Consider the following 16,537-nt stretch of genomic DNA (forward strand, 5'->3'; position numbering starts at 1 on the left):
CGAGGGGGTCAGTTCAGACTCGAGCAAGGTCTCGCGTCGGGATCCTGGGCCCCCTTGGGCACCCACCGCACGTTCGCGAACGAAGCCGAGAACTTGCCGTCGGTGTACACCAGGAAGGGCGTGTTGATGTTCTCCAGGTCCAGCCCGGTGGCGAAGCACGACACAGGGATCTTCACCGTCGACTTCGGCGCACCCGCCAGATCGGTGAAGAGCTTGGTCGCGTTCACCTCGGAGAAGCACGGGTAGACGCAGTGCATGCTGATCACCGTCCGATTGGCCGGTGCCTGATGCACGATCGTGTCGAACTCCAGCGCCGCGTCCGCGTTGAGATATCCGCGCAGATCGTTGGTACCGGCCGGGTTCTGGAAGTAGAGCTGGGCAGGGCCGGTCCCGGTCCAGGTCGACTTGAGCCCGTCCTGCTGGACGTTCACGTCGGACTGGACGACGTCGATCTCGGCGTGCGAAGCGGCGCCGTCCGGGCCGATCTCGGTACCGCCCCAGTTCTGCGCGGAGCCGATGAAACCCTTGTACGGCGCGATATCCGTGCGGTTGAACACCTCGAGGTCCTCGGTCGCGGTGCCGCCGCCACCGGTCGACCCGCAGGCCACCGGGCCGACGGTCTCGTCCAGCTGCCCGACGGTGACGCGCTGGCCGGTCTTGAGGCCGTAGCCGAGTTTGAACAGCGGGTCGTACGCGGGCGACGCCGGGTTCAGCGGCGTCTGGCAAGCGCTCTTCGGCCACGAGTACGGCAGCGTGCCCTTGAACCCGCCCTTGACGAGGACGTCGGCGACGCCGCCGCCTTCGGTGCCGGGCAGCCAGGCCGCGACGAACGCGTCGGAGCGGTTGATCTCCTTGTTCATGTACAGCGGACGGCCACCGACGTAGACGGTGACGACGGGAGCACCCTTGCCACTGACCTTGTCCAGCACCGCCAGGTCCTCGGGGTACAGCTTCGAGGCTTCGAGCGTCTTGCGGGTCAGGTCGCCGACGCCTTCCGCGTACGGGGTCTCACCGATGACGGCGATGACGGCGTCGTAGCCCTTCGGGTCGGCGTCGCCCTTCTCGTCGAAGGTGACGTTGACGTCGCCGAGCTGCTGCTTGAGACCGGACAGGATCGACGTGGCGTTCGGGAAATCGGCGTTGGTGTTGCCGGTCCCCTGCCAGCTCAGCGTCCAGCCGCCGGTCTGGTTCTGGATGCTGTCCGCGCTCTTGCCGACCACCAGGACCTTGGACTTCGGCTTCAGCGGCAGCACGTTGCCGTTGTTCTTCAGCAGCGTCTGCGACGAGCGCACCGCGTCACGCGCCAGCCAGGTCTCCTTGAGCGCGTCGTCGGAGTTCGCGTAGGAACGATCCGACGGCTTCTGCGACTCGTACAACCCGGAGCGCAGCTTCACGCGCAGGATGCGGGTCACCGCGTCGTCGATCCGCGAGACCGGGATCTGACCGCCGTTGACCTGCGCGACGGTGTTGGTGATGAACGCCTTCCAGTCGTGCGGGACCATCACGACGTCGATGCCGGCGTTGATCGCCTGCGGGCACGAGGCGTTGGTGCAGCCCGGAACCTGGCCGATGCCGTTCCAGTCGGACACGACGAGACCGTCGAAGCCCATCTTGCCCTTGAGGATCTGGTTCAGCGCCTTGTCGCTGCCGTGCAGCTTGCCCTCGTCGATCCCGAGTTCGGCGTTGGTCCAGCTGTTGAACGACACCATCACGGTCTGGGAGCCCGCCGCGAGCGCGCCGTAGTAGCCCTGGCCGTGGACGTTGATCATCTCGGCTTCGGACGCCGGGGTGACGCCCTGGTCCTGTCCCTTGAGGGTGCCGCCGTCACCGATGAAGTGCTTGGCGGTGCCGATCACGCCGTTGTAGCCGATGCGCTTGGTCGAGCCGTCCTGGAGGCCGTTGATCGCCTCGTAGCCGTAGGCCCGGGTGATCCGCGGGTCCTCGGAGAACCCTTCGTAGGTGCGGCCCCAGCGGTCGTCCTGCACGACGGCGAGTGTCGGCGCGAAAGCCCAGTCCTGGCCGGTGGCGCGGATCTGCCGGGCCGTCGCCGCGGAGACGTCGCGCACCAGGCACGGGTCGTGCGCCGCGCCGAGACCGATGTTGTGCGGGAAGACGGTGGCCCCGTACACGTTGTTGTTGCCGTGCACGGCGTCGATGCCCCAGATCACCGGGATCTTCGTCCGGCTGGTCTTGGCGGCGTCCCAGTAGGAGTCGGCGAGCTTCAGCCAGTCCTGCTGCGAAGCGTGCTTGTCCTGGTTCGGCCACGAACCGCCGCCGTTGAGGACCGAGCCGATGGAGTATTGGCGGACCTCGTCGGGGGTGATGGCGGCGATCTCGGGCTGCGTCATCTGCCCGACCTTCTCCTCGAGGGTCATTCCCCCGAGGATCTGGGCGATCCGCGCCTCGTCACCGGTCTTGCCCTTGAACCGGCTCTCGACCTTCGGCCAGTCGGCGAGGGTGGGCAGGCTCTTCTCGATCCGGGCACAGCCGTCCCGGTCGAGCGCGGGTTTCCCGATCACGGGCTGTTCGGCCGCACCCGCGGACGGCGCGGCCACCACGGCCCCGCCGAGCAGGGTGAGGCTCATCAAGGCGATGAGCGGACTTCGGCGCGCACGAGAACGTCTTGCCATGGTCTGGTCCATTCTGCGGGAGGAGGGACCGGCCGATCCTCACCGGACCCGGCGAGCACGTCAAGGGTTTCGGGCGGGTACGACGAAAGTTAATTTTTGCCGTGAACTAAGACCCGGCCCGTCACCCGGCCACCTGCCGCCGGTTACGCCGCTTGGCGGTGTACGGCAGCGCGAACAGGTAGAGGCCGCTGAACATCAGCAGGAAGAGCGGCGGGAGCGGCGTGTACAGCACCCATTCGGCCGGGTCCCCCTGCGCGACGACGACGAAGCAGACGATGACGGTGGCGACGAAGACGAGGGACGTCCAGCGGTGGAACGTCCGGATGCGCTTGCTCATGGAAACCTCCCGGTGTCGTTTTCCTGCGCGGACGACGCTAAGGACGACCCCGGTGCAAACGCTTCTCGATTCCTGACCGGTCCGACCAGGAATCCCGCCACGGCCCGGCTTCCGGCGGGGGTCGAACTGGTGGAAGGCACGCACACCGCGCCGGAAACGCTCGACTTCGACGGGGTCACGCGGCTGCACGTCACGGTGACGGCCGGTCTCGCCGACGTCGGCGCCGATCTGGTCGAGCGCGCCGTGTCCGCGGGGGTGCGGCGGATGACCGGCTGCTGGCCGACGGCGTTTCCCCGCAGGACGCCGAATACGTCATCGGCTGGCACAGCGATCCGCCGGTGGAGGCAAGGACCGTGGACGACACGGTCGAGCGAGTGCTCGGCCGTCCGGCGCGGACGTTCGCCCAGTGGGTCAAGGAACATGCGGACCGGTTCAGCCGGTGAGCGGCCCGACCGCCTTCACGATTTCCAGCACCGGCGCGGTGTGCACCGTGTGGATCGCGCGCAGCGCACCGAGCCGGTGCGTGAGGTAGCGATGCAACGCGGCGGGATCCGGGCAGAGCGCCTGCGCGGCCAGATTGGTCGGCCCGGTCGTGGCGACGACGACGGCCAGTTCCTCGTGGGTGGCCAGCGTCGTCGCCACCTCGTCGAGGTCCGCCGGCGCGACGGCCATCCACAGGAACGCCTGCGTGGTCACGCCGTACAGGGCCGCGCTGATCTCGACGTCGAAGAAAAGCGCGCCCCGCGCGCGAAGGTCGGACAGGCGTCGTGTCGCGGTCGCCGGCGCCAGACCGGCCGCGGCGGCGAGATCCGCGATGCTCGCCCGGCCGTCGTGCCGGAGGGCGGCGATCAGCGCGTGGTCCGCCGCGGTCGGCGGGACGTCGTCCGCGACGGGTTCCGACAGCCGTAACGCGTCCTGTTGCTCCTCGGTCAGCGCGGTGACCCGCCCGTGCCACGCGGTCGGGCCACCGAGGTAGGTGTGCAGGATGAAATGCGCGGACACCGCCGTGACGCTCGCGGTACGAGGGATGTCGTGCAGCAGCATCGCGCTCGGCGAATGCCTCGGCGTATGCGCGATCGTCACGATCTCGGTGCCGCCCGAGGTGAGTTTCACCCAGGACGTGTCCGGCCGTTTGGCCAGCGAGCGGGCGAGGGTCCGCGCGGTGGCGGGCTGCGCGGTGAGCCGCACGAGCCACTGCGTCAGCCCCGCCCGGTCGGGATCGGGCAGGCCCACCACGCGCAACCCCGCTTCGGCGCGGAGCCGCTGATAGCGACGGGCGACGGTCTGTGTCGAAACGCCGAGCACCGCGCCGATCCGGCTGAACGGCGCACGGGCGTCGAGATGCAGCGCGTGGATCAAAGCGCGGTCGATGTCGTCGAGCATGGAAAATTTCGCCCATCCGAGGCCGGTTTCCTGGAACAGGATTCATCCTCGCCGCACGATCTCGGCCATGCAAGTGACGAAGACCGGTCCGGCCCCGCTCGCCATCCTGCTCGCGGCCGAAGCGATGAACGTGCTCGACGCGACGATCACCCAGGTCGCCGGTCCGGCGATCCACGCCGGCCTGGGCGGACCCGCGTCCGCCATCCCCTGGTTCGGCGCCGCCTACACACTTCCGTTCGCGGTTCTCCTGATCACCGGCGGCAGGCTCGGCGACCTGCTGGGCCGCCGCCGCGTGTTCCTGTCCGGTGTCGCCGTGTTCGCCCTCGCGTCGCTGTGCTGCGCGTTCGCGCCGGGCACCGGCGTGCTGATCGGCGCGCGAGCGGCGCAGGGGATGGCGGCGGCCCTGGTGATCCCCCAGACCATCGGATTGATCAAGGTCCTGTTCACCGGCCCCGCGCTGGCCGCGGCGCTCGGCTGGAACGGGCCGGTGGTCGGCTTGTCCGCGGTGAGCGGGCCACTGCTCGGCGCCCTGCTGACGGATCTGGTGTCCTGGCGGGCGGCGTTCCTGGTGAACGTGCCGATCTCGATCGCGATCCTGGTGGCCGGACGGCTGCTGCCGGAAGACCGCGCCGAGCGGCCGGTCCGGCTGGACGTCCCGGGCACCGTGCTCGTCTCGCTCGGCGTCGGACTGCTGGTGCTGCCTCTGATCGATACGTGGAACTGGGGCCTTTTCGCCGGCGGCGCCGGCGTGCTCGTGCTGTTCGGATTCCACCAGCGGAACCGGCGGCATCCTTTGGTCGAGCCGAGCTTGTTCGCCCGTCGCGGCTTCCCCGCGGCGCTGGCGGCGTCGACCCTGTTCTTCGCGGTGATGAACGGGTCGATGCTCGTGGTGGTCCTGCATCAGCAACTCGACGAGGGCCGCGGAGTGCTGGAGTCCGGCTTGACGCTGCTGCCGTGGTCTGGCGGCCTCGCGGTGTCGTCGTGGATGGCGGGCAAATGGCTCGTGCCCCGCTATGGACTGCGTGTCGCCTTCGCCGGGCTGACGCTGCTGCTCGCCGGAGTCCTGCTGGCGATGGCGGGACCGCTGCTTCCCGCCCTCGGGATCGGCGGGCTCGGGCTGGGACTGTTCACGGTGCCGTTCTTCACCACGGCTTTGGCGGGCGTCCGTCCACAAGAGACAGGCTCCGCGGCCGGGCTGCTGAACGCGGTGCAGCAAATGGGCGCGACGCTGGGTGTCGCGGTGTTCGGCACCGTCTACTTGCGCGGGCACTCCCCCGCACAGGCCTTCTCGCTCGCGGCAGTGCTGGTGATCGCGACCATGGCGGCCACCGCGCTGATGCGGCCCAAGAGCTGAAGGCTAGCCGTCAGCGGCCTTGAACCAGGCACCGATCCCCGCGAGCGCGCCCGGACCGTAGTCGCCCCTGACGTCGTCGGCCAGATTCGCGATGGTGACCTCGCGCAGCGCCGCGCGCCACTGGACTTCGGCGTTGGCCATCGCACGGCTGATGGCGCACGGCGCCGTGCACGCTTCGGGCGGCGTCGCCATCGGGCCGCGCTGCCGGATCTCGGTGCAGATGAAGGCCGGGCCGGGTCCTTCGATGGCCTCGACGACGTCCAGCACCGTGATCTCCGAAGGCGGCCGGGTGAGGACGTAACCGCCGGCCTTCCCCTGCACCGACCGGATGAGGTCGGCCCGGGAAAGCGCTTGGAGCTGCTTCGCGAGGTAGCTCGGGGAGACGTCGTGAAGCTGCGCCAGGCGCGCGGCGGGCGCGGGTTCGTCGACCGAGGTCAGCACGACGCAGCAGTGCAGGGCCCACTCGACCCCACCGGACATCTTCACCCGGATGACTCTAACCCGGCTCTTGACTCGGACACAATGTGTCTGAGTATTATCTCGGACATGAGTTGTCCGAGTTAGCGGACATCCATCGACGAAGGGCACTGGGTCATGAAATTCGCGATCATCGGCGGGACCGGGCTGATCGGCTCGCAGGTCGTGCGGAACCTGAACGAGGCCGGGCACGAGGCGGTGCCGCATTCGCCGTCCACCGGGGTCGACCTCCTCACCGGCCAGGGTCTGGACACCGCGCTCGACGGCGCCGACGTGGTCGTCAACCTCTCGAACTCCCCGACCTTCGACGAGGCCTCCCCCGCGTTCTTCCGGACCTCGATGGACAACCTCGTGGCCGCGGCGAAGAAGGCGGGCACCGGGCACTTCGTGATCCTGTCGATCGTCGGCGTCGACCAGGTCCCCGAGCTCGACTACTACCAGGCCAAGACGCTGCAGGAGGACATCCTCAAGAACAGCGGTGTCCCGTACTCGATCGTCCGCGCCACCCAGTTCATGGAATTCGTCGGCGCCGTCCTGTCCTGGACGTCCGACGACAACACGGTCCGGCTGCCCAGCACGCCGATCCAGCCGATCGCGGCGGCCGACGTCGCCGCCGCCGTTTCCGAGGTCTCGGCGGGAAAGCCGTTGAACGGCACCCTCGACGTCGGCGGACCGGACGTCTACCCGCTGGACGAACTGGGCCGGATCACCTTGTCCGCCAAGGGGGATTCGCGTTCGGTGACGGTCGACGAGACGGCGGGCATGTTCTCCGCCGTCAAGGGTGACGTCCTCACCACCAAGAACGGCGCCCGCATCGCCGCGACCCGGTACCTCGACTGGATCAAGTAGCGGAGCTGAAGGGGACCATGCCCGCATGCGATGCGACGAAAGGGCCCTTCACCGCATCGCATGCGGTGAAGGGCCCCTTCACTCAGCTGGACAGCAAGGCCGGGGCGGCGAGGCGGCTCGCGTTCGCCGCTTCGTCGTCCGGCTGGGCCTGGGCGGAACGTTCCGCTTCGACCCGGGCGAGGTAGTTGGCGACCTCGCGCTCCTGCCGGTGCGAGTCCCAGCCCAGCAGCGGCGCCATCAGCGTGGCCACCACCGGCGCCGCGGTCACGCCGCGGTCCCGCTCCTCGATCGAGATCCGGGTGCGGCGCGTCAGGACGTCCTCCAGGTGCAGCGCGCCCTCGTGCGAGACGGCGTAGACCACCTCGGCCTTGAGGTACTCCGCCGTCCCCGGGATCGGCTCGCCCAGTTCGGGGCGCTCCGAGATCGACTCCAGGATGTCCTCGATCGCGGTGCCGTAACGCTGGAGCAGGTGCTCGACCCGGTCGAGCGGCAGGCCGGCGCGCTGAGCGAGCGAATGCCGCGCGCCCCACAGTTCGTGGTAGCCCGCCGCGCCGACGATCGGAAGCCGTTCGGTCCACGACGACGGCGCCGGGCGGCCGAGGTCCTCCACCGCGACGTCGACGGCGTCCGCGGCCATCACCCGGTATGTCGTGTACTTGCCGCCCGCCACGATCACCAGGCCCGGCACGGGGTGCGCCACCGCGTGCTCGCGCGACAGCTTCGTCGTCGAGGTCGCCTTCGCGGCCAGCAGCGGCCGAAGCCCGGCGTACACGCCCTCGATGTCGTCAGCGGTGATCGGCGTGCGCAGGACGGCGTTGAGGTGGCCGAGCACGTAGTCGACGTCCGCCTGGCTGGCCGCCGGATGCTCGCGGTCGAGATCCCATTCGGTGTCGGTGGTGCCGACGATCCAGTGCCGTCCCCACGGGATGACGAACAGGACGCTCTTCTCCGTGCGCAGGATCAGCCCGGTGTCCAGATCGATCTTCTCGCGCGGCACCACCAGGTGGATGCCCTTCGACGCGCGCACGGTGAACGGCGCGGGGATGCCCGCCGCCTCCGCCATGTCGTCGCTCCACACACCGGTGGCCGCGACGACCGTCTTCGCCCGGACCTCGATCTCCGCGCCGCTCTCGCGGTCGACGACCTTGGCGCCGACGACGCGTTCGCCGTCACGGATCAACGACGTCACCCGCGCCCGGGTGAGGACTGAGGCGCCCTGCTCGGCCGCGGTCCGCGCGATGGTCATCGTGTGCCGGGCGTCGTCGACCTGGGCGTCGTAGTACTGGATCGCGCCGATCAGGGCGTCTTCGGCCAGCCCGGGCGCGACCTTGCCCGCGCCGCGTTTGGACAGGTGCCGGTGACGCGGCAGTGCGCGAGCCCCGCCGAGGGTGTCGTAGAGCGTGACACCGGCGCCGATGTAGCCGCGTTCCCAGACGCGGTGCTTGAGCGGCACCAGGAACTTCACCGGCCGGACCAGATGCGGCGCCAGCGTCTGCAGCAGCAGGCTTCGCTCCTTCAGCGCCTCACGGACCAGCTTGAAGTCCAGGTTCTCCAGGTAGCGCAGCCCGCCGTGGATCAGCTTGCTGGACCGGCTGGACGTCCCGGCGGCGAAGTCACGAGCCTCGACGAGGGCGACGGAGAGCCCGCGTGACGCCGCGTCGAGCGCGACGCCGGCACCGGTCACTCCCCCGCCGACGACCAGCACGTCGACCTCTTCGCGAGCCAGCTTGCGCAGCGTCTCGGCACGGTAGACCGGCGAAAGCGGTACGGATTTCACGGTGTTCCTCCTGTTCATCGGGCTCACTCGACCTCGACCCAGTCGAGCGTGCGGCCGACGGCCTTCTGCCAGCCCGCGTAGCCCTCGGTGCGCTGCTCGTCGGTCCACGACGGGGTCCAGCGCTTGTCCTCGTTCCAGTTCTGTTCCAGCTCGTCGGTCGACTTCCAGAACCCGACGGCCAGTCCCGCCGCGTAGGCGGCCCCGAGCGCGGTGGTCTCGGCGACGACCGGCTTCGACACCGGCACGCCGAGGATGTCGGCCTGCAACTGCATGCAGAGTTCGTTCGCGGTCACACCACCGTCCACCCGCAACACATCGAGCGTGACGCCGGAATCGTTCTGCATGGCCTCGACGACGTCGCGGGTCTGGTAGCAGATCGCTTCGAGCGTCGCCCGCGCCAGATGCGCGTTGGTGGTCGCCCGGGTGAGGCCGACGATCGCGCCGCGCGCGTCGGAACGCCAGTACGGCGCGAAAAGCCCGGAGAACGCGGGGACGAAGTAGACGCCGCCGTTGTCTTCGACCTGACGGGCGAGGCTCTCGCTCTGCGAAGCTCCGCTGATGATGCCCAGCTGGTCGCGCAGCCACTGCACGGCGGACCCGGTGACGGCGATGGAGCCTTCCAGCGCGTACACCGGCTTTTCGTCACCGAACTGGTAGGCCAGTGTCGTGAGCAGCCCGTGCTTCGAGCGGACGACCTCGTGGCCGGTGTTGAGCAACAGGAAGTTGCCGGTGCCGTAGGTGTTCTTGGCCTCGCCGGGCCGGAAGCACACCTGGCCGACGGTCGCCGCCTGCTGGTCGCCGAGCACACCGGTGATGGCGACCTCGCCGCCGAGCGGGCCGTCCGCGCGGGTGGTGCCGAAGCCGCCGTTGTTCGACGACGGCCGGATGGACGGCAGCATCTGCTTCGGAATGTCGAAGAACGACAGCAGTTCGTCGTCCCACTCCAGCGTTTCGAGGTCCATCAGCATCGTGCGCGACGCGTTGGTCGGATCGGTCACGTGCACACCGCCGTCGGATCCCCCGGTGAGGTTCCAGATCAGCCAGGAGTCGGTGGTGCCGAAGAGCGCGTCGCCCTTCTCCGCGTCTTCGCGGACGCCGTCGACGTTCTCCAGGATCCACTGCAGCTTGCCGCCGGAGAAGTACGTGGCGGGCGGCAGACCGGCCTTGCGGCGGATGACGTCGCCCTTGCCCGCGCGTTCCAGCGCCGAGGCGATCCGGTCGGTGCGGGTGTCCTGCCACACGATGGCGTTGCAGTACGGGCGCCCGGTGCGGCGGTTCCACACGACGGTGGTCTCACGCTGGTTCGTGATGCCGAGCGAGGCGAGGTCGGCCGCGGTGAGGTTCGCCTTGTTGAGCGCGGTGGCGATCACCGAGCGGGTCCGCTCCCAGATCTCGGTCGGATCGTGTTCGACCCAGCCCGGCTTCGGCAGGATCTGCTCGTGCTCCAGCTGGTGACGGGCGATCTCGTTGCCACCGTGGTCGAAGATCATGAACCGCGTGCTGGTGGTGCCCTGGTCGACGGCGCCGATGTGGTCAGGCATGGATTCTCTCCTTCGGATGCTTAGGCGGCGGTCTTGAGATCCTTGGCGGGCAACGATTCCGGCGCCGGATCGGCGGGCAGGTAGCGCTCGATGAAGAACTTGTAGATCGCGCCGCCGATGACCGCGCCGATGATCGGGGCCACGATCGGGATCCACCAGTACGGATAGCCGTACTGATCGGTGAACGCGGTGTCGTAGCCGGTGAGCCAGGACATCAGCCGCGGGCCGAAGTCGCGCGCGGGGTTGATCGCGTACCCGGCGTTCGTGCCCCAGGCCATGCCGATCGCGACCACGAGGAAACCGACGACGACCGGGGCGAGGTTCGCGGCGGGCGCGGTGTTGCGGAGGTCGGTGATGGCGAAGATCACCAAGGCGAGAATGGCGGTGCCGATGATCTGGTCGCGGAACGCGCCCCAGTCACCCACCGGAAGGGTTCCGTTACCCGGAAGGGTGGAGAAGACACCCTGGGTCTTGATCGTCAGGCCGGGATCGGCCGCGTTGAGCACCTCGGTGTAGTTCCAGCGCACCAGCAGTGCCGCGACGAACGCGCCGGCGGTCTGCGCGAGGGCGTACGGCGCGACCTTGCGCCACGAGAAGCCCTTGAACACCGCGAGCGCCACGGTGATCGCGGGGTTCAGATGCGCGCCGCTGATCCGTGAAGCCACATAGATACCTAGCGTGACACCGATTCCCCACGCCCACGCGATGCTGTCGTGATCCCCGATGCCCGCGGCGACGACTTGAGCCACCACCCCGCAGCCGAACAGGATGAGGATCATCGTCCCGACGAACTCCGCCGCCAGTTCGCCCGCGAGTCCGCGAGCCTTGAGGTTTCGCACCATTGCTTCCTCCACAAAGGACACCGTTGCCCTGCTGAGGCCGAAGTTAAGTTCGCGGAAACGCCGGGTCAACGGACACCGGTCGGCATTGTCGAACGTCCGGAGACGATGTTCGACATTGTCGAATCAGGGCCGGTCGGGCTACGGTTGGGCCGTGCCCGGTCCGATCCAGTCCATCGAGCGCGCCGCCGCGATCCTGCGGTTGCTGGCGCGCGGTTCCGGCCGTCTCGGGGTCGGCGAGATCGCCGATTCCCTCGAACTCGCCAAGGGAACGGCGCACGGGATCCTGCGCACCCTGCAAGGGGTCGGCTTTGTCGAACAGGACCGCGACACCGGGAAATACCAACTGGGCGCGGCACTGCTGCACCTCGGCACGAGCTACCTCGACGTCAACGAACTCCGGTCGCGCGCGATCAACTGGGCCGACGCGCTGGCCGCGCGCAGCGGCGAGGCCGTCCGGATCGGCGCCCCGCTGGAGGGCCGGGTCCTGGTGGTGCACCACGTGTTCCGGCCCGACGACAGCCTGCAGACGCTCGACGTCGGCACGCTTCTGCCGTTGCACGCGACGGCGCTCGGAAAAGTACTTCTGGCCTACGACACCGGTCTCGTGGCATCGTTGCGCACCGGCGGCCCGGAGGCCTACACCCGCCGGACCCTGGTCACCCAGACCGCGATCAAACGCGCCTGCGGCAAGGTGCGCGAAGCGGGCTGGGCGAGCGAGAACGGCGAGATGATCACCGGCGAGGCCGGGATAGCGGCGCCGATCCGCGGCCACGGCGGCATCGTGGTCGGCGCGATCGGGGTGTCCGGCGCGGCGGAACGGATCTGTGAAGCCGACGGCAGCCCGATCCCCCGGCTGCTCGGCCACGTGCGCGACGCGGCACGAGCGGTCTCCCGCGATCTCGGCGCGTCCCGATGGTGATGGAGGTGCTCGCGTGGTCCAGCGCTATGTGATGTCGATCGACCAGGGCACCACCTCGACGCGGTGCATCCTGTTCGACGCGCGCGGCAGGCTGGTGTCGGTCGCGCAGCGCGAGCACCAGCAGCACTTCCCCCGGCCGGGCTGGGTCGAACACGACGCCACGGAGATCTGGCGCAACGTCGCCCGGATCGTGCCGCACGCGCTGGCCGACGCCGGCGTGGAAGCCGGGCAAGTGGCCGGGCTCGGCATCGCGAACCAGCGTGAGACCACCGTGCTGTGGGACCGCCACACCGGCAACCCGGTCGGCCGCGCGATCGTCTGGCAGGACACCCGCACCGACGCCATGCTCGAACACCTCGCCCGCGAACCAGGCGCCGACCGAGTCCGTCAGCTGTGTGGGCTGCCGCTGGCCACGTACTTCTCCGCGCCCCGTATCCGGTGGATGCTCGAAAGGACCCCTGGCCTGCGGGAACGCGCCGAGCGCGGCGACGTCCTGTTCGGGACGGTCGAGAGCTGGCTGATCTGGAACCTCACCGGCGGCCCCGAGGGCGGCGTCCACATCACCGACGTCACCAACGCCTCGCGCACCATGCTGATGAACCTGCGGACCCTCTCGTGGGACGACGAGCTGCTGGAGTTCTTCGACGTCCCGCGCGCGATGCTGCCGGAGATCCGGCCGTCGGCCGAGGTGTACGGGACGACGTCGCGGGTGGTGCCGGGGATCCGGATCGCGGCGGCGCTCGGCGATCAGCAGGCGGCACTGTTCGGCCAGACCTGCTTGGCGCCCGGCGAGGCGAAGTGCACGTACGGGACGGGGAGCTTCCTGCTGCTCAACACCGGCCCGACGCCGGTGCTCTCGACCCACGGCATGCTGACCACCGTCGGGTTCAAGATCGGCGACGAGCCCGCCGTGTACGCGCTGGAGGGCTCGATCGCGGTCACCGGGTCGCTCGTGCAGTGGTTCCGCGACGGCCTCGAACTGATCGGCAGCGCGCCCGAGATCGAGACGCTGGCCCGGACGGTGGAGGACAACGGCGGCTGCTACATCGTGCCCGCGTTCTCGGGGCTGTTCGCGCCGCACTGGCACAGCGAGGCGCGCGGCGTGATCGCCGGGCTGACGTCGTACATCACCAAAGGGCACCTGGCGAGGGCAGTGCTGGAGGCCACCGGCTGGCAGACGCGCGAGGTCGTCGACGCGATGAACGCCGATTCCGGGCTCGCGCTGTCGACGCTCAAAGTGGACGGTGGGATGACCGCGGACAACCTGCTGATGCAGTTCGTCGCCGATGTCCTCGACGTGCCGGTGGTCCGCCCGATGGTCGCCGAGACGGTGTCGCTGGGCGCGGCGTACGCGGCCGGGCTGGCGGTCGGCTACTGGCCGGATCTGGAGGGCCTGCGCCGGAACTGGCACCGCGCCGGGCAATGGCTGCCGTCGATGAACCCCGCCCGCCGCGACAGTGAGTACGCGCACTGGCGGCAGGCCGTGGAACTGACGTTCGGCTGGATGCGCCCGGGCCCGACGGCCGCGCCCCCGGGCTCCGACCTGGTCGAGGTCATGCTGGCCGATCACCGCCGGATCGAGCAGCTCTTCCGGGATCTCCGCAACGACGAGGCCGACCGTCCGGCACTGATCGCGGAACTGTCGGCGGAACTGGTCGCCCACGTCACCGCGACGGAACGGATCGTCCGTCCTGACGCGACGGAGAGCGGGCTCGCCGCCGAACTGCTGGCGGTACTGGAACCGGACGACTTCGAAAAGGCGTTGGCGTCACTGGAGAATTCGGTCGACGCGCATATCCGCGCGGAGGAACGCGGGTTGCTGAACGAACTCCGGCGCACACTGTCCACTTCAGACCGAACCGGTCTCGGCCGCGCCTTCGCCGCGGAACGGCGACGGCAACTCGACCTCGACTGCGGCTCGGCCGCCCACATCCGCGAACAGGGTCCCCGGCTGAGGCTCTCGTGACTCGCCAGTAGGTCGTGCTAGCCTGGCGCCGTGCAGCGCTGGACTCGACTCCGCTTTACCCGACTCGTAGTCAAGCGCGCCGGCTGAACCAGGTCGCCGGCGCGCATTCCGGCGACCCCTCGACACGGGGCATCTCCCGGGACCTGGCCCTCCATGGCCTGCTCGTTTCCCGCCTTTGGAGACCACGATGTCGCTCACCACTTTCGCCCCTCGCTCGTCCCTGATGGTCCGCCGCCGGATCGCCACCTACTTCGTCGGCGGCGTCGACCAGATCCCCGGCCTGGTCGACGCGCTCGGCTGCCTCGTCCACGAACTGTCGGTCGACGTGCGCGACGGGGTCCGGGAAAGCAGCATGACCTGCGCCGTCCTGATCGCGGCGGACGAGGTCGAACCGCTGCTGGAGCGACTGCGGGAGCTGGGCTCGGTCGTCTCGTCCGAACTGGTGTGAGCGCGGGGCCGGGTCGGTCTGCGCAGTCCGTGAAGGGCCCCTTCCCCAAGTACAGGAAGGACCCCTTCACTGCGCTAGACGCAAGGAAGGGGGCCATCACGTACTTCAGGTGGACAGGGCAGTGCCGGAACGCGTCGGTCGGGGTTTCTCGCCCGCTCACGACCGACCGCATCTAGAGGACTACTTGCGGACAGTGACTCAGCGCTGAGCGCGACCAGCCACCCCAGGCGTCGCGAAAGTGGCTTTCGGGACACAACCTTTGGACCGTGGCGCCGACAAGACGGTCAGAACCGCCCTAACCACCCATAAGCCCGCCCGCCACTTGCACGGTTCCGTGCAGCCCGCCCTCACCCCTTGACTTAGTTAAGAAGCCTTCTTAACTTCGATTTCATGTCTGAGACTCCCCGAAACAGCAGGTCTCAAGCCTATCGTCGGCTCAGCTTGGCCGAGAAGCACGACAACTTCGTCAACCGGTACTCGCGGCGGACCCTGTTCCGGGTGGGTGCGGTGAGCGGCGCGGCGCTCACCCTCGGCGGCGTCCTACAGTCCGGCACCGCCATCGCCTCACCCGGCCCGACCGTGCTGCTCAACGCCGACAAGGTCGCGGGTTCGGCGCTGCGGCCGTTCGGACGGCACATCGCCTACGGGGCCGACCCCTCCCAGCAGGTCGTGGTCTCCTGGCAGGTACCGGCGGCGGTCACCGCGCCGTTCGTCCGGATCGGCACGGTCCCCGGCGACTTCAGTCCGCCCATCCCGGCCGAAGTCCGGGCGCTGACCAGCCAGATGTCCTGGCAGCATCCGGTCGAGGAAGTGCCGCCGAACAGCCCGAAGGCGATCACCCAGTACTACCTCCACGCCCGGATCGACCGGCTCCTGCCCAACACCACGTACTACTACGTCGTCGGACACGAGGGTTACGACCCCGCCGCCAAGCTCGGCGAGATGGCGAGTTTCCGCACCGCCCCGGCACCGGGCGGCGACGGGACGTTCTCGTTCACCGCGTTCGGCGACCAGGGTGTCGGCTACAACGCCGTCGCGACCAGCAGTCTCATCGCGGGCCTCGACCCCGCCTTCCACCTCGCCATGGGCGACCTGAGCTACGCCCTCGAGGGCGAGGGCGGACACCCGGAGGAGGACCAGTACGACGCGCGCCTGTGGGACTCCTTCTTCGTGCAGAACGAACCCGTCACGGCGGGGATCCCGTGGATGATGGCGCTCGGCAACCACGAGATGGAGGGCTGGTACTCCGCGGACGGCTACGGCGGCGTCCGCGCACGTTTCACCATGCCGGACAACGCCTGGGACGGGTCCACCTGCATCTACTCGTGGCGCTACCAGAACGTCGGGCTGGTCAGCCTGGACGGCAACGACGTCTGCTACAACAGCCCGTCGAACCTGGACTACACCAAGGGAAAACAGCTCAAGTGGCTCGGTAGGACGCTGGCCGCCTTCCGCGCCGACCCCACGATCGACTTCATCGTCGTCTACTGCCACCAGTGCACCTACTCCACCTGCCATTCCAACGGCGCCGAACTCGGCGCGCAGAAGGACTGGGGGCCGCTGTTCGACAAGTACCAAGTGGACCTGGTCCTCAACGGGCACAACCACATCTACGAGCGCACCGATCCGATCCGCGCGGGCAAGTCCGTCAAGAAGGTGCCGTCGCGCGGGACCACGAACCCGGTCAAGGACGGGACGACCTACATCACCGCGGGCGGCGGTGGCGGCAGCGTCTCCGAGTTCCCGGCCCCCGACACCTACCTCGGCCATGAGACCCCCAACGACGCCCCCGTCCCGATGAAGTACTCGGAGAAGGACGGCCAGGACCGCACCAAGAAGGTCACCTGGTCCCGCGTCCGGTTCCGCGGGTACAGCCTGGTCGCGGTCGACGTCATCGCGGGCACGGGCACCACGCCGCCCAAAATGGACGTTCGCGCGATCAGCGCCGACGGCACCCTGGTCGATCAGGTCATCGTGCAGCGTTCCTGATCCGCATCGACCGGAAAGCCGGTCC

The 16,537-nt window shown here is 69.0% G+C and carries 13 protein-coding genes; 6 read left to right on the forward strand and 7 right to left on the reverse strand.

Features of this window, described 5'->3' with window-relative positions:
* Nucleotides 1-8 precede the first annotated feature (8 nt).
* The 3 genes from ACLJPX_RS38260 to ACLJPX_RS38270 all read right to left on the reverse strand — a co-directional run bounded on the left by ACLJPX_RS38260 (nt 9) and on the right by ACLJPX_RS38270 (nt 4,350).
* Entirely contained in the window at nt 9-2,585 is a 2,577-nt protein-coding gene (locus ACLJPX_RS38260) for a glycoside hydrolase family 3 protein (RefSeq protein WP_410605314.1), read from the reverse strand.
* Nucleotides 2,586-2,751: 166 nt separating this feature from the next.
* Nucleotides 2,752-2,967 carry a hypothetical protein gene (locus ACLJPX_RS38265; protein ID WP_101608584.1) on the reverse strand — a complete coding sequence of 72 codons (216 nt, stop codon included), beginning with the start codon at nt 2,965-2,967 and terminating at the stop codon, nt 2,752-2,754.
* 432 nt (nt 2,968-3,399) lie between these two features.
* A complete protein-coding gene (locus tag ACLJPX_RS38270) occupies nt 3,400-4,350 on the reverse strand; it encodes an Lrp/AsnC family transcriptional regulator (protein WP_410605166.1) in 951 nt (316 codons plus the stop codon).
* A gap of 67 nt (nt 4,351-4,417) precedes the next feature.
* Here ACLJPX_RS38270 and ACLJPX_RS38275 point away from each other — a divergent pair, with 67 nt between their 5' ends.
* A complete protein-coding gene (locus ACLJPX_RS38275) occupies nt 4,418-5,704 on the forward strand; it encodes an MFS transporter (RefSeq protein WP_410605167.1) in 1,287 nt (428 codons plus the stop codon).
* 3 nt (nt 5,705-5,707) lie between these two features.
* Here ACLJPX_RS38275 and ACLJPX_RS38280 read toward each other — a convergent pair whose 3' ends face one another.
* Complete coding sequence (locus tag ACLJPX_RS38280; protein WP_410605168.1) at nt 5,708-6,190, reverse strand: RrF2 family transcriptional regulator; 483 nt, start codon at nt 6,188-6,190, stop codon at nt 5,708-5,710.
* A gap of 108 nt (nt 6,191-6,298) precedes the next feature.
* Between ACLJPX_RS38280 and ACLJPX_RS38285 the strand changes: the two genes are divergently transcribed.
* Nucleotides 6,299-7,030, forward strand: coding sequence for an SDR family oxidoreductase (locus ACLJPX_RS38285; protein ID WP_410605169.1), 732 nt, complete (start codon nt 6,299-6,301; stop codon nt 7,028-7,030).
* Nucleotides 7,031-7,112: 82 nt separating this feature from the next.
* On the opposite strand, the gene glpD is transcribed toward ACLJPX_RS38285, so the two are convergent.
* The 3 genes from glpD to ACLJPX_RS38300 are packed head-to-tail and all read right to left on the reverse strand — an operon-like array spanning nt 7,113 to nt 11,190.
* A complete protein-coding gene (gene glpD, locus ACLJPX_RS38290) occupies nt 7,113-8,825 on the reverse strand; it encodes a glycerol-3-phosphate dehydrogenase (RefSeq protein WP_410605170.1) in 1,713 nt (570 codons plus the stop codon).
* A 5-nt stretch (nt 8,826-8,830) separates the two neighbouring features.
* Nucleotides 8,831-10,348: a glycerol kinase GlpK gene (glpK, locus tag ACLJPX_RS38295; RefSeq protein WP_410605171.1), complete on the reverse strand. Its 1,518-nt coding sequence runs from the start codon at nt 10,346-10,348 to the stop codon at nt 8,831-8,833.
* Between the two features lie 20 nt (nt 10,349-10,368).
* Nucleotides 10,369-11,190, reverse strand: a complete 822-nt coding sequence (locus ACLJPX_RS38300; protein WP_101608590.1) for an MIP/aquaporin family protein — start codon at nt 11,188-11,190, stop codon at nt 10,369-10,371.
* Nucleotides 11,191-11,341: 151 nt separating this feature from the next.
* On the opposite strand from ACLJPX_RS38300, the gene ACLJPX_RS38305 reads away from it, so the two are divergent.
* From ACLJPX_RS38305 to ACLJPX_RS38320, 4 genes are all read left to right on the forward strand, one after another.
* Nucleotides 11,342-12,109, forward strand: a complete 768-nt coding sequence (locus ACLJPX_RS38305; protein ID WP_016335197.1) for an IclR family transcriptional regulator — start codon at nt 11,342-11,344, stop codon at nt 12,107-12,109.
* Nucleotides 12,110-12,122: 13 nt separating this feature from the next.
* On the forward strand, nt 12,123-14,075 hold the full coding sequence (gene glpK / locus ACLJPX_RS38310; RefSeq protein WP_410605172.1) for a glycerol kinase GlpK: 1,953 nt from the start codon (nt 12,123-12,125) through the stop codon (nt 14,073-14,075).
* Between the two features lie 187 nt (nt 14,076-14,262).
* Nucleotides 14,263-14,523: a hypothetical protein gene (locus ACLJPX_RS38315; RefSeq protein ID WP_410605173.1), complete on the forward strand. Its 261-nt coding sequence runs from the start codon at nt 14,263-14,265 to the stop codon at nt 14,521-14,523.
* Nucleotides 14,524-14,964: 441 nt separating this feature from the next.
* Complete coding sequence (locus tag ACLJPX_RS38320) at nt 14,965-16,512, forward strand: purple acid phosphatase family protein (RefSeq protein ID WP_410605174.1); 1,548 nt, start codon at nt 14,965-14,967, stop codon at nt 16,510-16,512.
* Nucleotides 16,513-16,537: the final 25 nt, after the last annotated feature.

It is taken from the genome of Amycolatopsis sp. lyj-90 (assembly GCF_046549035.1).
Taxonomy (GTDB): domain Bacteria; phylum Actinomycetota; class Actinomycetes; order Mycobacteriales; family Pseudonocardiaceae; genus Amycolatopsis.